Genomic DNA, 21,705 nt, shown 5'->3' on the forward strand with positions numbered 1-21,705 from the left:
GTTTCAGGCGCCCCAGAAACTCTTCATCTCGTCGGCATCCGCGAGACCGCGCTCATTGCCGTTCTTCAGGCATGGGCCGATCCATTTCGGGTCCATGATGCTGTCGATACGGGTGGCGCCGGGCATCAGCCCCACTACCTTGAGGATGACCTGCGTGCCCTGCGCCTTGAGGTCGGCGACCTCCTGCTGCAGCGTGTTGGGCAGGCTGGAGGTGCGCAGCCCCACCTTGGAGGCGTCCGCGCCACCATCGGTCAGCGAGATGATCAGCGCCTTCTTCACGCCGGCCACCACGTCGGAATGCGTGCTGGTCTGGCAGATGCCGCCATCCATGCACAGGCGGTTTCCGAGCCAGGTTGGGCCCATCGAGCCCGGCAGCGAGGAACTCGCTGCGCAGGCGTGGTTCACCTCGATGCCATCGTCGGCGGACACCACGATGCGTTCGCCCGTGTAGCAGTCGTTCGCGGTGGTGTGCAGCTTGGGCGAGGGCCATTTCTCCTCGCCGATGACCCGCTTCACCGCGTTGAAATAGTCGCTGGGTCCGTCGCTGTTGCGGGCCGCCATGGCGGCGCGGCCGATCGCCTGGATGGTGGCGGGATCGGCGGAAACGGCGGTGTCGGCGATCCCTCGCGCGCGCAACTGGCTGGGATTGGGCGCCATGGTCGGCACGATCATGGTGAAGATCTTGGGGAACTCGACGAAGAAGTCGAGCTCGGCACCGAAGCGCCACAGATGGCCGCCGGTCAGCAGCGCGCCGATCAGCGAGCCGGCGGACGTTCCGACCACGATGTCGGCGGTGGACATGTCGACGCCCTTGGACTTCAGCGCGTGGAAATAGCCCGCCATCCACGAGGCGAGGTAGATGCCGCCGCCGCCGAGAACCAGGCCGCGCTCTTTCCCCGCGCCGAGCTGCGGCTGGTAGGGGATCGGGTGGGCGAGGCCGTCATCCCATCCCTCCGTGCTCGTTGGAGCAACTGCGGGTGCCGCTTGCTGGGCCAGGGAAACGCCGGTGGAGGCGGCAAGGACGGCCGTGGTGCCGGCGGCGAGCAGGTCGCGACGTCTGAGCATGTGGGGAGGTCTCACGCTGGTGATGGCGCCATGGTTTCACACCCGGCGATAGCTGGGAAGCGGCTCGGCCTGTTCTCGGAGAGGTTCTCATCGTCCGCCGATTCGGCTATGTCCGGAGTATGCGACGTCTTCTGACGGGTCTTGTCTTTCTCGCCCTGAGCGCTGTTCCCCTTTCCGGAACCGCCCTCGCCGATGCCGCCTTCGACCGCTGGCTGGCTGCGCAATGGCCGGCGGCGCAGGCCATGGGCATTTCCCGCGCCGCCTTCGAGCGCGAGACGCGCGGGTTGGAGCCGGACTATTCGCTGCCCGACCTCGCCATTCCCGGCAAGCCGAGGAAACCGGATGCGCAGGCCGAGTTCGTGCAGACACCGGCGGCCTATGTCTCCGACAAGGCGATCGCAAACTATGCCGCGCGCGGGCGCAAACTGGCGGCGCAGTACGGAAGCGAGCTTGCCGCCATCGAGAAGCGCTTCGGCGTGCCCGGCCCTATCCTGTTGGCCATCTGGGCGCGCGAGACCTCCTTCGGCGGGGCAAAGCTCAATTATGACGCGCTGCGCGTGGTGGCGACGCAGGCCTATGTCGGCCGGCGCAAGGACGAGTTCCTGCCCGAATTCCTCGCCGCGCTGAAGATTCTCGACGACGGCCACGTCACGCGCGCGCAGATGAAGAGCTCGTGGGCCGGGGCCATGGGCCTCACCCAGTTCATGCCCACCGGCTATCTCTCTTACGGTGTCGACCTCGACGGCGACGGCACGGCCAATATCTGGGCCTCGGTGCCCGAGGCGCTGGCGGCGACGGCCAGTCTTCTCAAGGAGAAGGGTTGGCAGGGCGGCAGGCGCTGGGCCTATGAGATCACCGTGCCGGCCGGCTTCGACTGTACGCAGGCCGAGCCCGACGCCAGCGCGCCGATCAGCGAATGGCTCAAGCGCGGGGTGAAGGTGGCGGACGGCCGGCGTATTCCGCCTGCGGCGATGAAGGACCCGGCCTCGATCATCATGCCCGCCGGCCCGTTCGGCCCCGCCTTCCTGACGCCGGCGAACTATTTCGTGCTCAAGAGCTACAATTTCGCGGATCTCTACGTGCTCTATGTCGGCCACCTCGCCGACCGCATCGAGGATGACCGCCCCTTCGCGCAAGGGTGGAAGGACATCGCGCTGGTGAAGACGCGCGATCTCGAATTCATGCAGAAGGTGCTGACCCGCGACGGCTTCTATGCCGACAAGATCGACGGCAAGGCCGGCATGAAGACCCGCGCCGCGCTCGGCGCCTACCAGAAGGCGAACGGGCTCAACCTCGACTGCTGGCCCGACGCGCAGGTGCTGGAGCACATGAAGCGCGGCGGGTGAGAGCACGGATTGAATATTCGTCCGCTTTAGGTTGCTCTTCGCTCGGCTGGGACAAGCTGCGGGAGCATTCATGTTCAAGGTCGGGTTCCGTCAGGGCGTGCTGGACGATCCCACGCGGCGCGACTGGGACGATGACGGTCCACGCCCGATCCGCTGGTCCGCCTGGTATCCCGCCATGTCGGAGGCGGTGGAGCGGCGAGTGGAACTGCCGCCGGATGCCCCGCTCTTCGTCATGGGCGATGTCGCCCGCGAGGCGCCGCTGGCGCGGCAGGAACGGCCGTTTCCGGTCGTTTTGCTCTCGCATGGCACCGGCGGCACCGCCGCCGGCCTCGGCTGGCTGGCGCAGGGGCTCGCGCGGGCCGGCCATCTGGTGGTCGGCGTTGACCATCATGGCAACACCGCCAGCGAGCCTTATCGTGCCGAGGGCTTCCTGTGCTGGTGGGAGCGCCCGCGTGATCTCACCGTGGCGCTCGACAGGCTACTGGTGGAAGGCCCCTTTGCCGGTCGGCTCGATGCCGGGCAAGTGAGCGTTGCCGGCTTCTCGCTCGGCGGCCATGCGGCGCTGGCGCTGGCCGGAGCGATCACCGAGATGCCGCGCTTCCTGGCGTGGGCGCGTCACCGGAATATGGGCGAGGGTCCGCGCGAGTTTCCCCACCTCCCTGACCACATCGAGCCGCTGTTGGAGAGTAGCGAGGTGTTCCGCGCCTCATGGCAGCGCCAGTCCGCCAATTATCTTGATCGGCGCGTGCGGGCCGTCTTCGCCTGCGCTCCCGCGCCGACCGTGCGCGGCTTCACTCCGGAAAGCCTCGCCACCATCGATCTACCCGTCATGCTGGCGGTGGGTGGTGCCGATCACGAGGCGCCGGCGCCGGAATGCGTCGGCTGGCTCGCCGCGCACCTGCCGCGCGTGCGGGTCGAGCCGCTCGGCGAGGAGGTCGGACATTATGTCTTTCTCGCCGAGGGCACGGCGCGTGGGCGGGTCGAGATGCCCGAGCTGTGGCAGGATCCGCCGGGCGTCGACCGGTGCGCCGTGCAGGCACATGTGGTCGCGCTCGCGCGGCAGGCGCTGCGCCAGACAATCGCCTGAGCGCGCCCTATTTAACGGTGTCGAGCCGCCCCGGCAGTTCCGCGAGCATCGCGTCCCGCGCCCGCCAGCTGGTCGGGGTCTCCTGCCGAGTGGCGTCGCGGTCGAGGCGGGCGAAGGTGATGGTCCGCCCGTCCTTGGTGGCCCAGCCGACGAACCAGCCATAGGGCTTGCCGCGCACCGGCTTGCCGGCCTTGTCGAGCGCGAAGCCCATGCCGGTCTTGCCGTGCACTTCCCAGCCATTCGTGGTGTCGGGGACGCGGGTGATCGCGGCGGTCATTGTCACCGCATGGGCGGAGACAGGCAGCCTGCCGTTCAGCATCCGGCCGAGGAAGGCGACCTGCTCCAGCGGCGAGATGGTGAGCGAGGAACTGAGCCAGGCATTGGTCAGCCCGTTATGCCGGCCCTTGTCGCCGGAAATGTCCGCGTTGCCATAGCCGAAGCCGTCGACATAGTGCTTGAAGCGCGGGGTGCCGAGCTTGGTGGTGATCTCCTGCGAGTACCAGACCACGGATTCTTTCATCCACCAGGTCGGGTCGGTGTCGCGCTTCCACTCCTCGCGCCAGGCGGCATGGCCGGGCTTGAATGGCCAGCTCGGTTGGGTCGCGTTGATGAGGATGCCGGCATCATAGCCCATCAGCGCGAGGGGGATCTTGAAGGTCGAGGCTGGCGTCACGCGCGCTTCGCAGCCGGTGCCCTCCTGCGCCAGCACCTTGCCGCTCGCCGCCTCGGCGAAGACGGTGCACAGCGTCTCCGCCTGCGCGGCGGCCGGGACGAGGCCAAGAACAAAGAGAGCGGCGGCAATGCGCGGGAACATGGGTGCGGGCTCGCGGCTGATGCGGGGCCGACAACCCATCAGCCCGGCATGGCGACAATCTGGCAGCGGCGGGTCAATCCACCGCCGCTGCGGCCGCCGCCCGGTACTCTCAGCGCGGCATGCGGCTGATGACCCGCAGGTCCTTGCCCGCGCCGAGGTCGCGGGCGGTGAGCCAGAATACTTCGCCCTCGCTGTCCTCGGTGTCGAGCCAGAGGAAGGGCAGGTCGGGATATTCGGCTTCGAGTATTTCCTTGCCGGTGCCGATCTCGCAGATGATGCCGCCGCGCCCGGTCAGGTGGGCGGGCGCCTGATTGAGGATGCGTCGCACGATGTCGAGCCCGTCGGGTCCTCCGTCGAAGGCGAGCGTCGGCTCGTGGCGGTATTCCGGCGGCAGCGAGGCCATCGCCTCGGCGTCGACATAGGGCGGGTTGGTGATGATGAGGTCGTAGAGCCGGCCTGTCAGCGGGCCGAACAGGTCGCCCTCGATCAGGGTAATGCGGTCGCCCATCTCGTGCTCGGCGACGTTTTCCGCCGCCAGCGAGAGCGCGCTTGCGGAAATGTCGACCGCGTCGACCTGCGCATTGGGGAAGAACATCGCCGCGAGGATGGCGAGGCAGCCGGAGCCGGTGCACAGATCCAGCACGCGGCCCACCGCCTCGGGGTCCTCGATCAGCGAGAAGCCGGCGCCGCCGAACAGGTCGCTGGCCATCAGTTCGCCGATGAAGGAGCGCGGCACGATGGCGCGGCGGTCGCTCTTGAACGGCACCGAGCGGATATAGGTGCGGCCCAGGAGATAGGCGGCGGGTTCGCGGGTGAGGCAGCGGCGGTCTATCAGGTCGGTGAGGTGGTCGCGCTCGGCCCGCGTCAGCCGGGCGTCGAGCCAGGGCGAGAGGTCGTCCACCGGCAGATGCAGGCCCTCCAGCATGATGAAGGCGGCCTCGTCCAGCGCACTCGTCGTGCCGTGGCCGAAGGACAGGTTCGCCGCGTTGAAGCGACTCACCGCGTAACGCACGAAATCCCGCACCGTCCTCAGTTCGTCGGCTGCCGTCATCTGCCCGTCTCCCTCTTGCCGATGAGGGTCAGCACGGCGCGCGCGCGAAAGCAAGCTGTCCGGCAGGCGTAGGGCTGGTGCGCCGGCGGCGGGCCCCGCTTGTAATCGTCACGTCATGGATCGATAGGAATGAGACGCGACATCGAGAGGAATGCGAATGGGCCAGCCGGCGAACGACGAAGTCACCCTTGTCATCGACCGTTCCGTGGCGGTCGTGCTGTTCGAGTTCCTGTCGCGCACCGTGGACGATGCCGATGGCGAGGCGCTGCTCGACTTCATAGAGGACGAGGCGGAGATCCCCGCGCTCTGGGCGCTGCTGGCGGGGCTGGAAAGCGTGCTCACCGAGCCGATGGCGGAGGATTACGAGCGCCGCGTCCTCGCCGCCCGCGAGGCGGTGATGAAGCGCTTCGGCGGCGCCTTCTCCGACAAGGGCGAGGACTGATCCCGGAAAGCCCCGCTCGCGGTGGCGGCGCGTTTAGGCCGCGTGCGGGTCGGCCTGGAGCCTGGGCACGACGGTGACGGAAGCGCCCGGCAGCAGCGCGGCGATCTCCCCGGCCACGCGGTCCACCGCCGCCTGAACGTCGGCCATCGTCCGCCCCGCGGCAAAGCCGAGCTCGATGTCGATATAGGGCGTGTTGCCCGACAGCCGCGAGCGCACCGAGGCGAGGGTGTCATAGACGTCGAAATGGGTGACGAGCGCCCGGTTGATGAGGATCTGCTGGCGCTCCTCCAGCGCACGGTCCAGCAGCGAGGGAAGCGCCTGCTTCCACATCGACACGGCGAGCTGAAGCATGACCACGGCCACGAATACCGAGCCGGCGACTTCGGCGATCAGCCCGATGCCGGAGCCGCTGAACAGCGCGTTGGTCAGCAGGGCGAGCAGCACGATCGCCGAGGAGATCAGCTTGGCGAGGCGGGTGCGCACCTGCCCGGTAATGATGACCGATGAACCGTCGCTGCCGGCCTTCCACAGCGAGCGCAGGACGAGGGCGTTCTGGCCGAGATTGACCGCGCTCAGCACGACGGCGGCCATCAGGCCGAGTTCCGCCTGTTCCGGCGGGTGCCACCAGCGATAGCTCGCCGCGACGGCGATCGACGCGCCGGCAAGCCCCATCGCCGTGCCGAGGCCGGCATTGGCGAACTGCTCCAGCTTGCCCGCGCCATAGTCGAAGTCGTGGAACTGGCCGCGCTGGATCCGGCGCAGCAGCACCAGCAGCACGAGTTCGAGCGCGAGCAGGATATAGCCGCGCACCACCTCCGCCAGCATCATGAGCGAGTTCGCCCAGATCGCCACGGCGAGGAAGAGCAGGCCCAGCACGAAGTCGGAGATCGCGCCGAGGAGCATGGAGCGCTCGCGCGCGATCGAGGCGGAATCCACCATCAGTTTACCGAGTGCCCGCTGTGTGTTCGCACATGAACCACACCGTGCAGGAAGGCGGAGCCGTCTTGCAAGCCCGACGATCTTCCGTGCCCGCGTTCCGCGACGAATGTTGCGGGGAAGGCCTCATGGCGCCGCGCGTTCCGGCGCGCCGGCCTACGGCGTGGCGCTGGCGGGAACGGGCGCCGGTGTCGCCGCCGACCTGGCCGACTTGGCCGAGGGCGTCAGGTCTGCGGCGCGCTGCTGCGAATCGATGTTGGCGACCATGGCCCGGCCGAGATCGCGCGCGAAGCAGTCATAGCTCCAGTCGTTCATGTGGAAGCTGTCCTTGGCGAGGAAAGCATCGAACGGCAGGCTGGCGCCCTCGTGCCAGTCGCGCATCAGCGCGAAGCGGTGATAGACGTCGACGCCTTCCTCTTTCGCCACCGCGTCGATCAGCCGGATCATCGGGCTGGTGTCGTCATCGGCCAGCACGCGCGGGGAATATTGCGGATCGACCAGCACGAGGTCGGCGTCCAGCGCCCGCACGCGGGCGATCGCCTCGCGCAGCTGTCCCTCGGCTGTGGCGAGGCCGTCGGCGCGGAACAGCGCGTTCACGCCGGCCTGCCAGATCACCAGCGTCGGACTGTGGGCGGCGACGTCGCGGTCGAAGCGGGCCAGCATCTCCGGCGCGTCCTGCCCGTTGGCGCCGGCATTGACCACGGTGATGTCCGCGCCGGGGAAGCGTTGGCGCAATGTGTCCTCGAGCCGGCTGGGATAGCTCGCCGCCCGGCTCGTGGCGCCGGCGCCGGCGGTGGAGGAGGAACCGATCGCCACGATCACCACCGGCTCGCCGGCGCGCAGTCGCGCCGCCGTCCGGGCGAGCGGGGCAGTCAGCTTCGCCGCGACCTTCGGGGCCGGGCAGGCATTGGGAACAAGGCCCTGCGCGCTGGCGGGCAGGGTGCAGGCAAGGCTCAGCAGTGTGGCGAGCACGAAGGTCGGGTGGCGCATGTCAGGGGGAACCGGCGGTGCGAATGTTGACGCCATCGACGATCATGCCGACCAGAAGCCGGCCGATGCAGCGATGGACGTCCTCGAAGAGCGAGGGGGAGGGACGTGCGGCCTCGAGGTCGAAGATGCCTTCGTCCTCCCAGAACCGCATGATGTCGTAGCGATCGAAGAACGGCACGCCGCTGGAGCGCGCGGTCCAGCGCAGCGCATTGGTGTAGGGCGCGACGTCGAAGGCGAAGGCGGTGCGCGGGCTGTATTGCGGGCTGACGATGATCACGTCGGCGCCCGCGTCATGGGCGAAGTCGATGCCGGTATTCACCGCGTCGGAGAAGGCGGAGGTGTCGGCGCCCAGAATGGCGTCATAGGTGCCGGTCTGCCAGATCATCAGCGCCGGGCGGGTCTCGTCCAGCATGCGCGGCAGGCCGGCGAGGATGGTCTCGGCGGTGGCGCGCGGCTGGTTCCGCGTGGTCAGCACGATGCCGCCCTCGGGATAGCGGGCGCGCAGCGTCTCCTCGATGAAGCTCGGAAAGCTGCGCGGAGTCGCGTCCTTCTCCGCGGCGGACTTGGCGCCCGGCTTGACGACAGAACTGGCCGGCGGCTTCTTGCCGAGGGCGGAGCTGTTCAGCACGAGGATGGTGGTAGGGGTCCTGGCCGCCAGCGATTTCGCCAGACGCGGCAAGGCGAAACCGGCTCGGGTCAGCTCGGAAGGCGCCGCGCACACGGACGTACCCTCGGCATGAGCGGCAGGGCCGCCAGCCAAGGCCAACGCGAGAAAGAACCCAACGAGCCAGCGTTTCACAGCGAACCGCGACGATCAACCATATTTTCGCGCGGCAAGCTCGCGCTCGACGCGACCATACCACGAAAGCAATGAGGACAGGGTGACCATAAGTACGATGCCGGTCACGCTCACCACGAACTGCATGGTCAGCGTGCCGCTGATCTCGTTGAGCACGAAATGTGCGGCAAAAGAAAGGAAGACGCCGAAACAGAAGACTTCCAGCGAGTGCTGGCCGCACAGGATCATCGGCCGCAGCAGCGTCGCGCGCAGCACCGGAAGATCGACCGGCACCAGTCGCACCACCACCACCGCCAGCGCGAGGAAATGCGCCAGGCGCAGGACCGAGAGGTCGGTCTTGCTGATCGGGTAGATGATCTCGGCGATGAAAGGCGGCACGATGCCGTCGAGCGGGGGCCACCACCAGCTGATGACCACCAGCAGCGAGATGACGAGATAGAGCGCCGACACCGCCAGCACCAGCGGCGACTGGATGAGCCCGGACAGCCGGTCGCCGCCGCCCAGCCCGCACCAGCCGCCGAACACGAACAGCACCTGCCAGGCGAAGGGATTGAAGAACCACATCCGGTCGTCCGGATAGGCCTGCAGGTTGAAGCCGGTGGTGGTGGCGAACAGCCAGAGCAGGACGGAAGCCGCCAGCGTCAGGTCGGCGCGCCTCTTCAGCGCCCACAGGATCGGCGGGAACGTCGCCAGCAGCACGATGTAAAGCGGCAGCACGTCCATGTTGGCCGGGCGGAACTTCAGCAGCAGCGCCTGCACCAGCGCCACGTCGGGCTCGGAGAGAAACTGCAGCGCGCCCATCTCCTCCGCATAGAGCGGGTTGGCGAAGCTGCCGACGATGTACGAAATCTCGGCGAGGTAGATGACGAACAGGAAGATGAAGGCGACGTAGAGCTGCCACGCCCGACGCAGGATGCGGGCGGAGGTGACGATCGCGCCATTCGTCTCCATCTGCCGGCCATAGACCATGGCGGCGGTGTAGCCGGAGATGAAGACGAAGATCTCGGTGGCGTCGGAAAAGCCGAAGTTCCGGTTGGTGATCCAGTTCACCACGTTGTTGGGCACGTGGTTGAGGAAGATGAACCACAGCGCCAGGCCGCGGAACAGGTCGAGCCGCAGGTCGCGGCCGGAGGTCGTGGGCGGGGCCGGCCTTTCGGCCAGCTCCGCAGACATCTCCGCCGAAACGGCGGCAGCCGGCTTCACCGCGCCGGGCTCATTTCTTCAGCCCGAAGCCGAGGAACAGCACAGCAATGCCGTTGAAGATCAGGTCGATGCCGAGCAGCAGGCCGAGCACCCACAGGCCGCTCACCGGCCAGCCGGCGATGATCTCGATGCCCAGCAGGATGGCGATGACGGCGGAGAAGGCAATCCAGCCCCAGCCGGTGGCCGGACGCAGCTTGAAGGCTGCGATGAGGCGGAACACGCCGCCGACGATCAGCGACACGCCGAGGAACAGCGTGAGGAATTCCGCCGCCACGAGCGGCAGCACGATGGCGAACACACCGGCGATGAGGAACAGCAGGCCGTCCAGCAGCCAGAAGGAGAAGGCGCCCCACCCCTTGACCTGGAAGGCGTGGATGATCTGCGCGCCGCCGGTGACGGCCATCATCACCCCGATATAGAGCACCGTGGCGACGGTGCTCAGCACGAGATTGCCGAGCGCGATGGCGCCGGCGATGATCATCAGCAGGCCGAGGGCGACGAACCAGCCCCATTTGGCGCGAAGCTCGCCGAGGTGGCCGGCAAGCACGCGGCCCGGCGTCGGGGTCAAGGAATCGGTTGGCAAAGACATGGATCGATCCTCATGCAATGTGCGCCACGCCGGCGCCGCGGTAACGCATTCCCGCTTCCGGAGTTCCAGCGACTCGCCATTCGGCAAGCGGCCCATGGTAAGGTGGTCGGGCGTCCACCGTAATCGCGGATAGCACGGACTCCACCCTGTCCGAGGTGCTCCATGTCCAGAATACACGATATTTCCGCGCGCGACCTGTTTGGGGAGCCGGTCGCGCTCGTGCCTCAGCGCTTTACCGCCCGGCTCGCCCGCGCGCTGATTGCCGACGGCGAGGGTTTCGCCACCCGCGATGTGCCGCGGCTGCCGGTGACGCTGGAAGGCATTCCCGGCGATCGCCATGCCGGCTTTGCCCGTCCCGCGGATTCGCGCGTGCCCTGGTATCCGCGCGGCACGCCGATCCGCAACAGCCGCCAGCTCTCGCTGGTGGCGATGGACGAACTGGCGGAGATCGCTGGCCGGCTCGGCATCACCGAGGTGCGGCCGGAGTGGATCGGCGCCAATCTGGTGATCGAGGGCATCGGTCGGCTCACAAGCCTGCCGCCAGGCACGCGCCTTCACTTCACCGGGGGCGGTGCGCTGGCGGTGGAGGGCGAGAACGCGCCCTGTCGGCACGCGGGTGCGGCGGTCGGGGCGTTCCATTCCGGCAAGCCGGGGCTCGACCTCGCCTTCGTCCAGCAGGCGAAGGGGCTGCGGGGGCTGGTCGCCTGGGTGGAGCGCGCAGGTGAACTCGTGGCCGGCAGCGAGATCGAGGTCCGCGTTCCCGCCCAGCGGCCCTGGACGCGTTAGGCGGCAGGTGGTCCGCCGCCTCCCGCGCTTGCGGGTCTGCCAGAAAGCAAAATCCCCGGGGCCAGCCCGGGGATTTCGGTATTAATTGAAAGTTGTGGCCAGAGCGTCAGCGGACGGCGACGCCGTTCGACGCGCTCACCGAGGCGCTGACCGGCATCGGCTGGACCGTCTCAGCCGGCGCGGCGGCGGTCTTCGGCGCGCTGCCCGGCAGGACGACGACCTTGGTGCCGACCTTCACCTTGTCGTACAGCGCCTCGACATCCTCGTTCAGCATGCGGATGCAGCCTGAGGACATGAACTGGCCGATGGTCGAGGGCTGGTTGGTGCCGTGGATGCGGTAGATGGTGCCGCCGAGATACATGGTGCGCGCGCCGAGCGGATTGCCCGGGCCACCGGCCATGAAGCGCGGCAGATAGGGTTGGCGCTCGATCATCTCCGCCGGCGGGCGCCAGTCGGCCCACTCCTTCTTGGCGGAAATCTTCTCGGTGCCGGCCCAGGTGAAGCCATCGCGGCCGACGCCGATGCCGTAGCGCTCGGCCTTGCCGCCGCCCAGCACGTAATAGAGGTAGGTGTTCGGCGTATCGATGACGATGGTGCCGGCCGGCTGCGTGGTCACGTAGTCCACCACCTGACGCTTCAGGTTGGCCGGCAGCTCCTTCGGCGTGCCTTCTTCCGGCTGGTCTTCCGGCGGCAGCATGGCCACGCTGGCGCCATTGGTGCCGTAATTGTTGTTCAGGTCCTGACGCGGCACGGCGGCCACGGGGGCTTGCCCATAAGCGGGCTGGGCGACGCCGGCCGCCGGGGCGGCAGCCGCCGCGCCATAGGGCGCGGGCGTGCCGGCGGGCTGCTGGCCCGAGAAGGCGCCCGGCGGGTAGCCGGCCGGCTGGCTCTGAGGATTGGCATAGGGGGCGTTGGCGACCGAGCCGGGCGGCACGGCGCCGGGCTGCGCGGGATACGCCGCGCCGGGGGCCTGCTGGGCATAGGGGTCGCTGACGCCCGGCGGCGGCACGGCCGGGGCGGCGATCTGCGGCGTGCCGCCGGTCGTCGTCGATCCATACGGATCGTAGGCGGCGGGGACTTCCACGTCTTCGACGGCCCGGCTGCCGGTGGCGGCCTCATAGGCCGACGAATTCTGCTGTTCAGCCGGATAGGATTGCGCGCTGACGCCGCTCGCGGATGCGAGAACTGTAAGGGCGACAGCAGGAACGAAACCGAGGCGAACGACCATCATCTTGCCTTAACTGGATCTGCCGGAGCGGGATTTCATATGCTTGTCGTGAGGAGATGACCTAGGATCAAGGCAGGTTCAAGACCAGACTGCGCCATCGGTCGCCTCGCTCGCCCGAGATATGCGTCTCACGCATTGCCGATGCATTCATGCCACACCTTGGTTAGCGAAGCGTTGCCGGGATAAAGCGCCGGGCGGCGAAACGTTCCCTTCGCTCAGCCCTGCTGCTCCCCGCGCTCGCGGGCATAGTCGACATGCCAGCCTACCACCGCCTCGGGAAAGCAGTCGGTCGAGGCGAAATAGGGCTTGATGTCGAGCAGCGGCGTTCCGTCGAGGCAGTCGAGCCCGACCACCGACAGGCGGGCGTCCTCGATGCCGAGGAGGCGGACCGCGCTCATCGCGATCGGGTTGGGCCGGGCCGGGCTCCTCAGCGCGAAGGTGCCGCGCCCCCGGCCATATTGCTTGGGCACCTGCACCACGAGGTTGCGCGGCGCCTTGTCCATGAAATAGAGCAGCCAGAGATGGGTGGTGCCCTCCAGCCCCTCCAGCGCGGGGCGGAACGCCGGATCGACCTCCACCGTGCACACCGCCTGCGACTCACGCGCGTTGCGCGGGCATTCGGATCGGCTCTTCCATGGCGTACGGAGGCGGCCGATAAAATGGAGCCCAGCGTCGGGTGTCGCGGGAAGCTCGACCGTCACCTCGCCGGGGCGGACGCCGAATCCGGTCGTGCCGTCCACGCCGTCTGCGGCCGTCCCTGTCCGGGTAGAGTCGCCTGAGGTCACCTTTTTCTCCCGATCGTCACTATCGACGTCATCACGCGCCGGCATGTGCCGTGTATGTGAGCGGCGGGCCGATGACCGCCCCTTGCGCTCTCTTGAAATAAGACATAAAGATATCTTTATATCTTGTTTGGAGATCCCGTGTCCGCTGCCTCGCTCAATTTCGCGTCCCTGCTCGACGGCCTCAAGGCGGCCGGCGAGGACACGCGCCTGCGCCTGCTGGCGCTGATCGGCGAGGGCGAACTGACCGTGTCGGAGCTTACCGAGATTCTCGGTCAGTCGCAGCCGCGAATCTCGCGCCATCTCAAGCTGCTGGCCGAGGCCGGGCTGGTCGAGCGCTTCCGCGAGGCGAGCTGGGTGTTCTATCGCCGCGCCACGGAGACGCCCGCCGCCGCGCTCACCGATGCGCTCATCGAGCTGATGGCGCCCGATGACGACGTATTGCTACGCGATCGCGAGCGGCTGGAGGCGGTGCGTGCTGCCCGCGCCGCGCACGCACAGGATTATTTCCGCGCCCATGCTCATGAATGGGACGCCATCCGCCGCCTCCACGCTCCCGAGGAGGAAGTTGAATCGGCAATCAAATCAATCCTCTCCGGTGGGTGGATCGGCAGCCTTCTCGATCTCGGCACCGGCACGGGGCGCATTCTCGAACTGTTCTCCGGCCAGATGGAGCGCGGCCTCGGCATCGACCTGTCGGCTGACATGCTCGCCGTAGCCCGCGCCAATCTGGAGCGGGCCGGCGTGCGCAACGCCACCGTCCGGCAGGGCGACATCTACAATCTCGCTTTGCCGCGCGATGCCTTCGACGTGGTGATCGTGCATCAGGTGCTGCACTTCCTTGAAGACGCGCCGCGTGCGCTGAAGGAGGCGGCGCGGGTGCTGCGGCCGGGCGGGCGGCTGCTGGTGGTTGATTTCGATCCGCATGACCTCGAATTCCTGCGCGACGAGCACGCCCATCGCCGTCTCGGCTTTGCCCCCGAGATCATGGAGAGCTGGCTCACCCAGGCGGGCCTCGTGCCGCAATCGCATCGCCTGTTGTCGCCTGAAAACAATGGAAAATCCGGCGAGGGCCGGCTCACCGTCTCGCTCTGGCTGGCGCGCGATCCGCGCATCGCGCTCGCCGACACACCGCATAAAAAGGAGGTCGCCTGATGTCGTCCGAAGTCGAGCGCCGCAGCCGGCGCAGCGGAGGAAAGCCGATCTCCGTTTCCTTCGAGTTCTTCCCGCCGAAGACGCCGGAGATGGAGGCAACCCTTTGGAATTCCATCACGCGCCTTGCGCCGCTGGCGCCGAAATTCGTCTCGGTGACCTATGGCGCCGGCGGCTCCACCCGTGAGCGCACCCACGCCACGGTCGAGCGCATCGTCAAGGAGACCCGCCTCGCCCCGGCGGCGCACCTGACCTGCGTCTCCGCCTCTCGGGCGGAGGTCGACGATGTCGTGCGCGGTTATTGGGATGCCGGCGTGCGTCACATCGTGGCGCTGCGCGGCGATCCGCCCGGCGGGGTCGGCCATGCCTATGAGCCTCATGCCGAGGGCTACAAGACCTCCGCCGATCTCGTCGCCGGCATCCGCCGCATCGCCAATTTCGAGGTCTCGGTCTCGGCCTATCCAGAGAAGCACCCGGAAAGCCCATCCTTCGACACCGATCTCGACATTCTCGCCGCCAAGGTGGACGCGGGTGCGACCCGCGCCATCACCCAGTGTTTCTTCGATAACGATTTGTATTTCCGCTACCTCGACAAGGTGCGGGCGCGCGGCATCGACGTGCCGGTAGTGCCGGGCATCCTGCCGGTGTCGAACTTCAAGCAGGCGCGCAATTTCGCGGAGAAGACGGGGACCTATGTGCCGGAATGGCTCAGCGGCCGCTTCGAGGGCCTCGACAACGACCCGGAGACGCGCAAGCTGATCGCGGCGGCGGTGGCGGCCGAGCAGGTGTTCGACCTCGTCGACCGCGGCGTCACCGAGTTCCACTTCTACACGCTCAACCGCGCCGACCTCGTCTACGCCGTCTGCCATCTGCTGGGCCTGCGCCCGCCGCAGGAAGCGGGAGCCGGGCAGGGCAACGGGCAGGCGGCGGCGTAGGGCGGCGTTGAAGACTCCTCACCCGCCCCTCTTCCCGACGGGGGAGCGGTAGGTTCATCCGGGTAAGGCGTGAGAGGAAAGTAGCATCTTTCACCTCTCCCCGAGGGGGAGAGGTCGGCCCGCAGGGCCGGGTGAGGGGGCATGGACGGTCGGATTGAGCGAGCCCGGAGTCTGCGCCGCGATCAGACGGAGGTCGAAAAGCTCCTCTGGTCGCATCTCCGCAACCGGCAGCTCGACGGTTGGAAATTCCGGCGGCAGGAGCCAATCGACCGTTTCACGGTCGACTTCCTCTGTTCCGACGCCAAACTGGTGATCGAACTCGACGGCGGCCAGCACGCCGTCGAGAAAGACGCCGGCAGAACGAGGATGATCGAAGCCTGTGGCTATCTGGTCATCCGTTTCTGGAATAACGACGTGCTGACGAACATAGACGGCGTGCTGCTGCGCATTCTTGAAGTCCTGCGCGGTGGCACCCCTCACCCCAACCCTCTCCCCGACGGGGAGAGGGAGCAGAAAGTGCTCCGCCATGATTGACGCTGCGTTCCAGTCCGACACCTTCTCCGCCCTCCGCGAGGCCGCCGCGCAGCGCATCCTGGTGCTCGACGGTGCCATGGGCACGATGATCCAGCAGCTGAAGCTGGACGAGGCCGGCTATCGGGGCGAGCGCTTCAAGAGTTGGAACCGCGACCTCAAGGGCAATAACGACCTGCTCAACCTCACCGCCCCCGAGGCGGTGCGCGACATCCACCTGGCCTATTTCCTCGCCGGCGCGGATATCGTCGAGACCAACACCTTCTCCGGCACCACCATCGCCATGGCCGATTACGGCATGGAGAGCCTGGTCTACGAGATCAATTTCGAGGGCGCGAAGCTCGCCAAGGACGCAGCGAAACTCGCCGAGGCGAAGGATGGCCGTCGCCGCTTCGTGGCCGGCGCCATCGGGCCGACCAACCGCACCGCGTCCATCTCGCCGGATGTCAACGATCCCGGCTTCCGCGCCACCTCGTTCGACGAACTCGCCACCGCCTATGGCGAGCAGGCTGGTGCGCTGATCGATGGCGGAGCGGACCTCCTGCTGATCGAAACCATCTTCGACACGCTGAACGCCAAGGCGGCGGTGTTCGCCATCGAGCGGCTGTTCGAAGAACGCGGCATCCGCCTGCCGGTGATGATCTCCGGCACCATCACCGATCTGTCCGGCCGCACGTTGTCGGGCCAGACGGCGGCGGCGTTCTGGTATTCGCTGCGCCATGCCGAGCCGTTCTCCATCGGCTTCAACTGCGCGCTCGGCGCCAAGGAGATGCGCGCGCATATCGACGAGCTGTCGCGCCTCGCCGACACCTTCGTCTGCGCCTATCCCAATGCCGGCCTGCCGAACGAATTCGGCCTCTATGACGAGAGCCCGGAGGCGATGGCCAAGCTGGTCGGCGAGTTCGCCGCCTCGGGCCTCGTCAACATCGTCGGCGGCTGCTGCGGCACCACGCCGGACCATATCCGCGCTTTGGCGCAGGCGGTGGCGCCGCACAAGCCCCGCGTGATCCCGCAGATCGAGCGGCGCCTGCGGCTGTCGGGCCTCGAGCCCTTCGAGCTCACGCCGATCATCCCGTTCGTCAATGTCGGCGAGCGCACCAACGTCACAGGCTCGGCGCGCTTCCGCAAGCTCATCACCAATGGCGACTACACCGCTGCGCTGGCGGTGGCACGCGACCAGGTGGAGAACGGCGCGCAGGTCATCGACATCAACATGGACGAGGGCCTGCTCGATTCCGAGAAGGCCATGGTGACCTTCCTCAACCTGCTGGCCGCCGAGCCGGACATCGCCCGCGTGCCTGTCATGGTTGACAGCTCCAAGTGGAGTGTGATCGAGGCTGGGCTGAAGTGCATCCAGGGCAAGGGCATCGTCAACTCTATCTCGATGAAGGAGGGCGAGGACGCCTTCCGTCACCATGCCCGCCTCGTGCGCGCCTATGGCGCCGCCGTCGTCGTCATGGCCTTCGACGAGAAGGGCCAGGCCGACACCTATGAGCGCAAGGTGGAGATCTGCGCGCGGGCCTACCACATCCTCGTCGACGAGGTCGGCTTCCCGCCCGAGGACATCATCTTCGATCCCAACATCTTCGCGGTGGCGACCGGCATCGAGGAGCATGCGGGCTATGGCGTCGCCTTCATCGAGGCGACCCGCGCCATCCGCCAGCAGCTGCCGCACGCCCATATCTCCGGCGGCGTGTCGAACCTGTCCTTCTCGTTCCGCGGCAACGAGCCGGTGCGCGAGGCGATGCACGCCGTGTTCCTCTACCACGCCATTGCGGCGGGCATGGACATGGGCATCGTCAATGCCGGTCAGCTTGCACCCTATTCGGAGATCGAGCCGGCGCTGCGCGAGGCCTGCGAAGACGTGGTGCTCAACCGCCGCGACGACGCCACTGAGCGTCTGCTGGCGCTGGCGGAGAATTTCCGGGGCGGCGCCGGCAAGGAGAAGCGCGAGGCCGATCTCACCTGGCGTACCTGGCCGGTGGAGAAGCGTATCGCGCATGCGCTGATCAACGGCATCACCGACTTCGTCGAGGTGGATACCGAGGAGGCGCGCCTCCAGGTGGCCCGGCCGCTGCACGTCATCGAGGGGCCGCTGATGGCCGGCATGAACGTGGTCGGCGACCTGTTCGGCGCCGGCAAGATGTTCCTGCCGCAAGTGGTGAAGTCGGCCCGCGTGATGAAGCAGGCGGTGGCTTATCTCATGCCCTTCATGGAGCAGGAGAAGCTCGATAACGGCGTCACCGAGGATTCCTCGGCCGGCAAGGTGCTGATGGCGACGGTGAAGGGCGACGTGCACGACATCGGCAAGAACATCGTCGGCGTCGTGCTCCAGTGCAACAACTACCAGGTGATCGACCTCGGCGTGATGGTGCCGACGGCGAAGATTCTCGAAGTCGCGCGCGCCGAGAAGGTGGACGTGATCGGCCTCTCCGGCCTCATTACCCCCTCGCTCGACGAAATGGTCCACGTCGCCGCCGAGATGGAGCGCGAGGGCTTTTCCGTGCCGCTGCTGATCGGCGGGGCGACGACCTCGCGCGTGCACACGGCGGTGAAGATCGCCCCACAATATGTGCGCGGGCAGGCGGTCTATGTCACCGATGCCAGCCGCGCGGTCGGCGTCGTGTCGAACCTGCTCAACGACAACACCAAGCCGGACTATGTGGCGAGCATCCGCACCGAATACGCCAAGCTCGCCGACGCGCATGCGAAGTCCGACCGAAACAAGGTGCGGGTGAAGCTGCAGGAGGCGCGCGCCAATCGGCTCGCCCTCGACTTCAGCGACTATCGGGCGCCGGTGCCGACCTTCCTTGGCACGAAGGTGTTCGAGGCCTACGACATCGGCGAGCTGGTGCCCTATATCGACTGGTCGCCGTTCTTCCAGTCGTGGGAGCTGGCAGGGCACTATCCCGCCATTCTCGACGACGCGAAGGTCGGCCCGGCGGCCCGTGCGCTCTATGAGGATGCGCGCCGGATGCTGGACCGGATCGTCGCGGAGAAGTGGCTCACCGCGCGCGCCGTGGTCGGCTTCTGGCCGGCCAATACGGTGGGCGACGACATCGTGCTCTACACCGACGAGACCCGCTCGGGCGAGCTAGCCACGCTCCACACGCTGCGCCAGCAGATGGCCAAGCGCGAGGGGCGCACCAACCTCGCATTGGCCGATTTCATCGCCCCGGCGACGACGGCCGTGCCGGATTACATCGGCGGGTTCTGCGTCTCGACCGGCTTCGGCGAGCATGAGCGCTCGGAAGCCTTCAAGGCGGCGCATGACGACTATTCCGCGATTCTTCTCAAGGCCTTGGCGGACCGTCTTGCCGAAGCCTTCGCCGAGCGCATGCATGAGCGGGTGCGTAAGGAGTTCTGGGCTTATGCGCCGGATGAAGAACTTCAGAATGAGAATCTGATTCAAGAAGCCTATCGCGGCATCCGTCCCGCACCGGGCTATCCGGCTCAGCCTGACCACACGGAAAAGGCGATTCTTTTCAATCTGCTGGACGTAACTCCTAAGATCGGCGTCGAGCTGACGGAGAGTTTCGCCATGTGGCCGGGTGCGGCGGTTTCCGGTCTGTACTTCGCCCATCCCGACAGTTCATATTTCGGTGTAGGACGGATCGAACGCGATCAGGTCGAGGACTATGCGGCACGCAAGGGGATGAGCGTGGAGGAAGCCCAGCGCTGGCTCGCCCCGGTGCTCAACTACGATCCGCTCAGCTACAAGTCCGTCGCCGCCGAGTAGGGCGCATGATCGAGAAGGACGCGGCGCACGCATTGTGGTGGGGGCTCGCCGCTATTCTGGTGTGGGGGGCGCTGGCCTATGTAATGCTGCCGCGCCTGTGGACGCACCACGAGCGCCAGCCCGGCATCAAGCATCTGCCGATGGTGACGCAGACCAAGCAGGGCATTCCCGGCGACCCGATCGATATCGGACTGGTCGGAACGCGCGAGGATGTCATCCGGTCGATGTACGCGGCCGGCTGGCAGCCGGCCGATCCGGTCACGCTCAAATCGAGCATCGAGATCGTCGGCTCGGTGCTGCTGCGCCGGCCGGATCCGCAGGCGCCGGTATCGCCGCTCTACTACGATGGCCGCGTGGAGGACCTCGCCTTCGAGAAGGAAGTGGGCCGCAGCGCCAACCGACGCGACCATGTGCGGTTCTGGAAGGTGATGGACGCGGGCACTGAGGGCGCGCCGGTCTGGCTTGGCTCGGCGACCTATGACCGCGGTGTCGGCCTCAGCCATTACACCGGCGCCGTCACCCACCATATCGGCCCGGATGTCGACGCGGTGCGCGACCTGATCATCGGCGACCTGAAGGCCGCCGGGGTGGTGCGCGACATCTATCAGGTCACCGGCCTCGGCCCGACCCTGTTCGGCCGCAATGGTGGCGGCGACCGCTATTACACCGATGGCGAGCTCTGGTTCGCGCGGCTGATGCCGGACGGTGAGAAGAACCCCGATCCGCCGACCATCGTCGCCCCGCCGCCGGCCGTCGGGATCAAGGATGCCGTCTGGAACACGGTCGCCGATCTCGTCGGGTTGCAGTGAAGGCTGCCCGCGCTTTGCCCGGTCTTACGCGGCGTTGATCGCACGTTCGAGGAAGCGCGCCGCACTGAGCGCCTCCCGGTCGCGGCCGAAGCGGCCGATTAGCTGGATGCCGATCGGCAGGCCGGTGAGGCCGGTGAGGCCGGTCACGTTGATGCAGGGCGCCCCGCTCAGCGTCCACAGCCGGTTGAAGATCGGCGAGCCGGTGTTGGCGAAGCCCTCGGGCGCCTCGCCGGGCGCCGAGAAGGTGAGGATGGCGTCGAAGCCCGCCATGACATCGGCGAGGGCATGCCGGCCGCGACGGCTGGCGCGCCGCGCCTCGTCATAGGCCTCCGGCGTCACCCGCGCCGCGTCCGCGAGATAGGTGCGCAGCTTTTCCGACAGTTCCCCGCGATGGCGGTCCCATTCGTCGGCGAAGGCGAGGGCGGCCTCGAAGGCCTGCACGTCGGCGCAGGCCAGGTCCGCCGCCTCGACTTCCGCCGGCAGGTCGATCACGGTGACGCTCGCGCCCGCCTTCCCGGCGGCACGGATGGCCTCGTCGAGTGCGCGGTGCGCGTCGGGGCTCGCCTGGTCGGCACGCGCCGTCCGCGCCACCGCGAAGCGCGGGGCCTGCATGTCGTCATCCGGGACAAGCTTGCGGCCGCTGATGGCGGCAGCGGCGAAGGCGACATCGGCGACATGGGCGCCGAACAGGCCGATGGTGTCGAGCGACCAGGAGAACACCTTGAGCCCGAGCACCGGCAGCAGCTTGAAGGAGGGCTTGTAGCCGGTGACGCCGCAGAACGAGGCGGGCCGGATCACCGAGCCGCCGGTCTGCGTGCCAAGGGCGATGGGCAGCATGCCCGCCGCCACCGCCGCCGCCGAGCCGGAGGAGGAGCCACCCGGCGAGTGGGTGAGCCGGCGCGGGTTCTTCGTGCGCGAGGGGGTCATGAAGGCGAATTCGGTGGTGACGGTCTTGCCGGCGATCACGCCGCCGGCGCGCGCCGTCATCCGCACGATGGCGGCGTCCGTCGCGGGCCGATAGCCCGCATAGATCGGCGAGCCGCGCTCGGTGGGGAAGTCGGTCGTGTCGAGAATGTCCTTGATGCCGACAGGCAGGCCGGCGAGCGGCCTCTGCGCCAGGTCCGGCGCGCGGGCGCCCACCAGCAGCGCATCCGGATCGAACGCGGCGAAGGCCTGCACGTCGGCTTCCTGCGCGCGGATCGCTTCGATGCAGCGCTCGGCGACGTCGAGCGGCGTGAGGTGTCCGGCACGAATGGCCTGGGCGAGGGCGACGGCTGAGAGCATCTCGGTCATGCAATCGGCTGTCGCATGAGTGCCGGGCGGAGGCAAGATGCGACGTCGCGGCCGGCACGCGGACGCTGCAATGGAATGTCGGCGCAGGGGAACCTATGGTAGCTGCGTGCAGTTGCTGTCGCGCCAGG

At 67.6% G+C, this 21,705-nt stretch carries 20 protein-coding genes; 9 read left to right on the plus strand and 11 right to left on the minus strand.

Features of this window, described 5'->3' with window-relative positions:
• Positions 1-3: 3 nt before the first annotated feature.
• Complete coding sequence (locus tag ACO2RV_RS06750; protein ID WP_423291137.1) at positions 4-1,065, minus strand: patatin-like phospholipase family protein; 1,062 nt, start codon at positions 1,063-1,065, stop codon at positions 4-6.
• Between the two features lie 119 nt (positions 1,066-1,184).
• On the opposite strand from ACO2RV_RS06750, the gene ACO2RV_RS06755 reads away from it, so the two are divergent.
• Both ACO2RV_RS06755 and ACO2RV_RS06760 read left to right on the plus strand, forming a co-directional pair.
• Positions 1,185-2,411 carry a lytic murein transglycosylase gene (locus tag ACO2RV_RS06755; RefSeq protein WP_423291139.1) on the plus strand — a complete coding sequence of 409 codons (1,227 nt, stop codon included), beginning with the start codon at positions 1,185-1,187 and terminating at the stop codon, positions 2,409-2,411.
• A 70-nt stretch (positions 2,412-2,481) separates the two neighbouring features.
• A complete protein-coding gene (locus ACO2RV_RS06760; protein WP_423291141.1) occupies positions 2,482-3,498 on the plus strand; it encodes an alpha/beta hydrolase family protein in 1,017 nt (338 codons plus the stop codon).
• Positions 3,499-3,505: 7 nt separating this feature from the next.
• On the opposite strand, the gene blaOXA is transcribed toward ACO2RV_RS06760, so the two are convergent.
• Positions 3,506-4,312: a class D beta-lactamase gene (gene blaOXA, locus ACO2RV_RS06765; protein ID WP_423291143.1), complete on the minus strand. Its 807-nt coding sequence runs from the start codon at positions 4,310-4,312 to the stop codon at positions 3,506-3,508.
• A 109-nt stretch (positions 4,313-4,421) separates the two neighbouring features.
• Positions 4,422-5,363 (minus strand): 50S ribosomal protein L3 N(5)-glutamine methyltransferase, encoded by a 942-nt coding sequence (gene prmB, locus ACO2RV_RS06770; protein WP_423291145.1) that lies wholly within the window; start codon positions 5,361-5,363, stop codon positions 4,422-4,424.
• A 157-nt stretch (positions 5,364-5,520) separates the two neighbouring features.
• Between prmB and ACO2RV_RS06775 the strand changes: the two genes are divergently transcribed.
• Complete coding sequence (locus ACO2RV_RS06775) at positions 5,521-5,805, plus strand: hypothetical protein (protein ID WP_423291147.1); 285 nt, start codon at positions 5,521-5,523, stop codon at positions 5,803-5,805.
• 33 nt (positions 5,806-5,838) lie between these two features.
• Here the strand turns inward: ACO2RV_RS06775 and ACO2RV_RS06780 are convergent, their stop codons facing one another.
• From ACO2RV_RS06780 to ACO2RV_RS06800, 5 genes are all read right to left on the minus strand, one after another.
• On the minus strand, positions 5,839-6,744 hold the full coding sequence (locus ACO2RV_RS06780; RefSeq protein ID WP_423291149.1) for a cation diffusion facilitator family transporter: 906 nt from the start codon (positions 6,742-6,744) through the stop codon (positions 5,839-5,841).
• 153 nt (positions 6,745-6,897) lie between these two features.
• Entirely contained in the window at positions 6,898-7,731 is an 834-nt protein-coding gene (locus ACO2RV_RS06785; RefSeq protein ID WP_423291151.1) for an SGNH/GDSL hydrolase family protein, read from the minus strand.
• 1 nt (position 7,732) lies between these two features.
• Positions 7,733-8,452, minus strand: coding sequence for an SGNH/GDSL hydrolase family protein (locus ACO2RV_RS06790; protein ID WP_423291153.1), 720 nt, complete (start codon positions 8,450-8,452; stop codon positions 7,733-7,735).
• Positions 8,453-8,545: 93 nt separating this feature from the next.
• Positions 8,546-9,733, minus strand: a complete 1,188-nt coding sequence (locus tag ACO2RV_RS06795; protein ID WP_423291155.1) for an OpgC family protein — start codon at positions 9,731-9,733, stop codon at positions 8,546-8,548.
• A gap of 10 nt (positions 9,734-9,743) precedes the next feature.
• The gene (locus tag ACO2RV_RS06800; RefSeq protein ID WP_423291157.1) at positions 9,744-10,322 is read right to left on the minus strand and encodes an HdeD family acid-resistance protein; all 579 of its coding nucleotides are present in this window, start codon (positions 10,320-10,322) and stop codon (positions 9,744-9,746) included.
• A 162-nt stretch (positions 10,323-10,484) separates the two neighbouring features.
• Here ACO2RV_RS06800 and ACO2RV_RS06805 point away from each other — a divergent pair, with 162 nt between their 5' ends.
• Positions 10,485-11,108 (plus strand): MOSC domain-containing protein, encoded by a 624-nt coding sequence (locus ACO2RV_RS06805; protein ID WP_423291159.1) that lies wholly within the window; start codon positions 10,485-10,487, stop codon positions 11,106-11,108.
• A 106-nt stretch (positions 11,109-11,214) separates the two neighbouring features.
• On the opposite strand, the gene ACO2RV_RS06810 is transcribed toward ACO2RV_RS06805, so the two are convergent.
• Positions 11,215-12,339 carry a L,D-transpeptidase family protein gene (locus ACO2RV_RS06810; protein ID WP_423291161.1) on the minus strand — a complete coding sequence of 375 codons (1,125 nt, stop codon included), beginning with the start codon at positions 12,337-12,339 and terminating at the stop codon, positions 11,215-11,217.
• Positions 12,340-12,551: 212 nt separating this feature from the next.
• Entirely contained in the window at positions 12,552-13,076 is a 525-nt protein-coding gene (gene tsaA / locus ACO2RV_RS06815) for a tRNA (N6-threonylcarbamoyladenosine(37)-N6)-methyltransferase TrmO (protein ID WP_423291556.1), read from the minus strand.
• A gap of 183 nt (positions 13,077-13,259) precedes the next feature.
• Between tsaA and ACO2RV_RS06820 the strand changes: the two genes are divergently transcribed.
• From ACO2RV_RS06820 to ACO2RV_RS06840, 5 genes are all read left to right on the plus strand, one after another.
• On the plus strand, positions 13,260-14,273 hold the full coding sequence (locus ACO2RV_RS06820; protein ID WP_423291163.1) for an ArsR/SmtB family transcription factor: 1,014 nt from the start codon (positions 13,260-13,262) through the stop codon (positions 14,271-14,273).
• Entirely contained in the window at positions 14,273-15,205 is a 933-nt protein-coding gene (metF, locus tag ACO2RV_RS06825) for a methylenetetrahydrofolate reductase [NAD(P)H] (RefSeq protein ID WP_423291165.1), read from the plus strand. The genes ACO2RV_RS06820 and metF overlap by 1 nt, the downstream gene beginning before the upstream one ends.
• Before the next feature lie 141 nt (positions 15,206-15,346).
• On the plus strand, positions 15,347-15,739 hold the full coding sequence (locus tag ACO2RV_RS06830; RefSeq protein ID WP_423291167.1) for an endonuclease domain-containing protein: 393 nt from the start codon (positions 15,347-15,349) through the stop codon (positions 15,737-15,739).
• The gene (gene metH / locus ACO2RV_RS06835) at positions 15,732-19,475 is read left to right on the plus strand and encodes a methionine synthase (protein ID WP_423291169.1); all 3,744 of its coding nucleotides are present in this window, start codon (positions 15,732-15,734) and stop codon (positions 19,473-19,475) included. Before ACO2RV_RS06830 ends, metH begins: the two co-directional genes overlap by 8 nt.
• Before the next feature lie 5 nt (positions 19,476-19,480).
• Positions 19,481-20,284, plus strand: coding sequence for an LssY C-terminal domain-containing protein (locus tag ACO2RV_RS06840; protein ID WP_423291171.1), 804 nt, complete (start codon positions 19,481-19,483; stop codon positions 20,282-20,284).
• Positions 20,285-20,308: 24 nt separating this feature from the next.
• Here ACO2RV_RS06840 and ACO2RV_RS06845 read toward each other — a convergent pair whose 3' ends face one another.
• Positions 20,309-21,568, minus strand: coding sequence for an amidase (locus ACO2RV_RS06845; protein WP_423291558.1), 1,260 nt, complete (start codon positions 21,566-21,568; stop codon positions 20,309-20,311).
• Positions 21,569-21,705: the final 137 nt, after the last annotated feature.

The sequence above is a fragment of the Ancylobacter sp. VNQ12 genome (assembly GCF_049445835.1).
In the GTDB taxonomy this organism is placed as follows: Bacteria; Pseudomonadota; Alphaproteobacteria; order Rhizobiales; family Xanthobacteraceae; genus Ancylobacter.

What these genes read in the sequence shown, in the direction of transcription:
- ACO2RV_RS06750 (WP_423291137.1), bottom strand. Translation starts at nt 1,065, where the DNA reads ATGCTCAGACGTCGCGACCTGCTCGCCGCCGGCACCACGGCCGTCCTT.
- ACO2RV_RS06755 (WP_423291139.1), top strand. Translation starts at nt 1,185, where the DNA reads ATGCGACGTCTTCTGACGGGTCTTGTCTTTCTCGCCCTGAGCGCTGTT.
- ACO2RV_RS06760 (WP_423291141.1), top strand. Translation starts at nt 2,482, where the DNA reads ATGTTCAAGGTCGGGTTCCGTCAGGGCGTGCTGGACGATCCCACGCGG.
- blaOXA (WP_423291143.1), bottom strand. Translation starts at nt 4,312, where the DNA reads ATGTTCCCGCGCATTGCCGCCGCTCTCTTTGTTCTTGGCCTCGTCCCG.
- prmB (WP_423291145.1), bottom strand. Translation starts at nt 5,363, where the DNA reads ATGACGGCAGCCGACGAACTGAGGACGGTGCGGGATTTCGTGCGTTAC.
- ACO2RV_RS06775 (WP_423291147.1), top strand. Translation starts at nt 5,521, where the DNA reads ATGGGCCAGCCGGCGAACGACGAAGTCACCCTTGTCATCGACCGTTCC.
- ACO2RV_RS06780 (WP_423291149.1), bottom strand. Translation starts at nt 6,744, where the DNA reads ATGGTGGATTCCGCCTCGATCGCGCGCGAGCGCTCCATGCTCCTCGGC.
- ACO2RV_RS06785 (WP_423291151.1), bottom strand. Translation starts at nt 7,731, where the DNA reads ATGCGCCACCCGACCTTCGTGCTCGCCACACTGCTGAGCCTTGCCTGC.
- ACO2RV_RS06800 (WP_423291157.1), bottom strand. Translation starts at nt 10,322, where the DNA reads ATGTCTTTGCCAACCGATTCCTTGACCCCGACGCCGGGCCGCGTGCTT.
- ACO2RV_RS06805 (WP_423291159.1), top strand. Translation starts at nt 10,485, where the DNA reads ATGTCCAGAATACACGATATTTCCGCGCGCGACCTGTTTGGGGAGCCG.
- ACO2RV_RS06810 (WP_423291161.1), bottom strand. Translation starts at nt 12,339, where the DNA reads ATGATGGTCGTTCGCCTCGGTTTCGTTCCTGCTGTCGCCCTTACAGTT.
- metF (WP_423291165.1), top strand. Translation starts at nt 14,273, where the DNA reads ATGTCGTCCGAAGTCGAGCGCCGCAGCCGGCGCAGCGGAGGAAAGCCG.
- ACO2RV_RS06830 (WP_423291167.1), top strand. Translation starts at nt 15,347, where the DNA reads ATGGACGGTCGGATTGAGCGAGCCCGGAGTCTGCGCCGCGATCAGACG.
- metH (WP_423291169.1), top strand. Translation starts at nt 15,732, where the DNA reads ATGATTGACGCTGCGTTCCAGTCCGACACCTTCTCCGCCCTCCGCGAG.
- ACO2RV_RS06840 (WP_423291171.1), top strand. Translation starts at nt 19,481, where the DNA reads ATGATCGAGAAGGACGCGGCGCACGCATTGTGGTGGGGGCTCGCCGCT.
- ACO2RV_RS06845 (WP_423291558.1), bottom strand. Translation starts at nt 21,568, where the DNA reads ATGCTCTCAGCCGTCGCCCTCGCCCAGGCCATTCGTGCCGGACACCTC.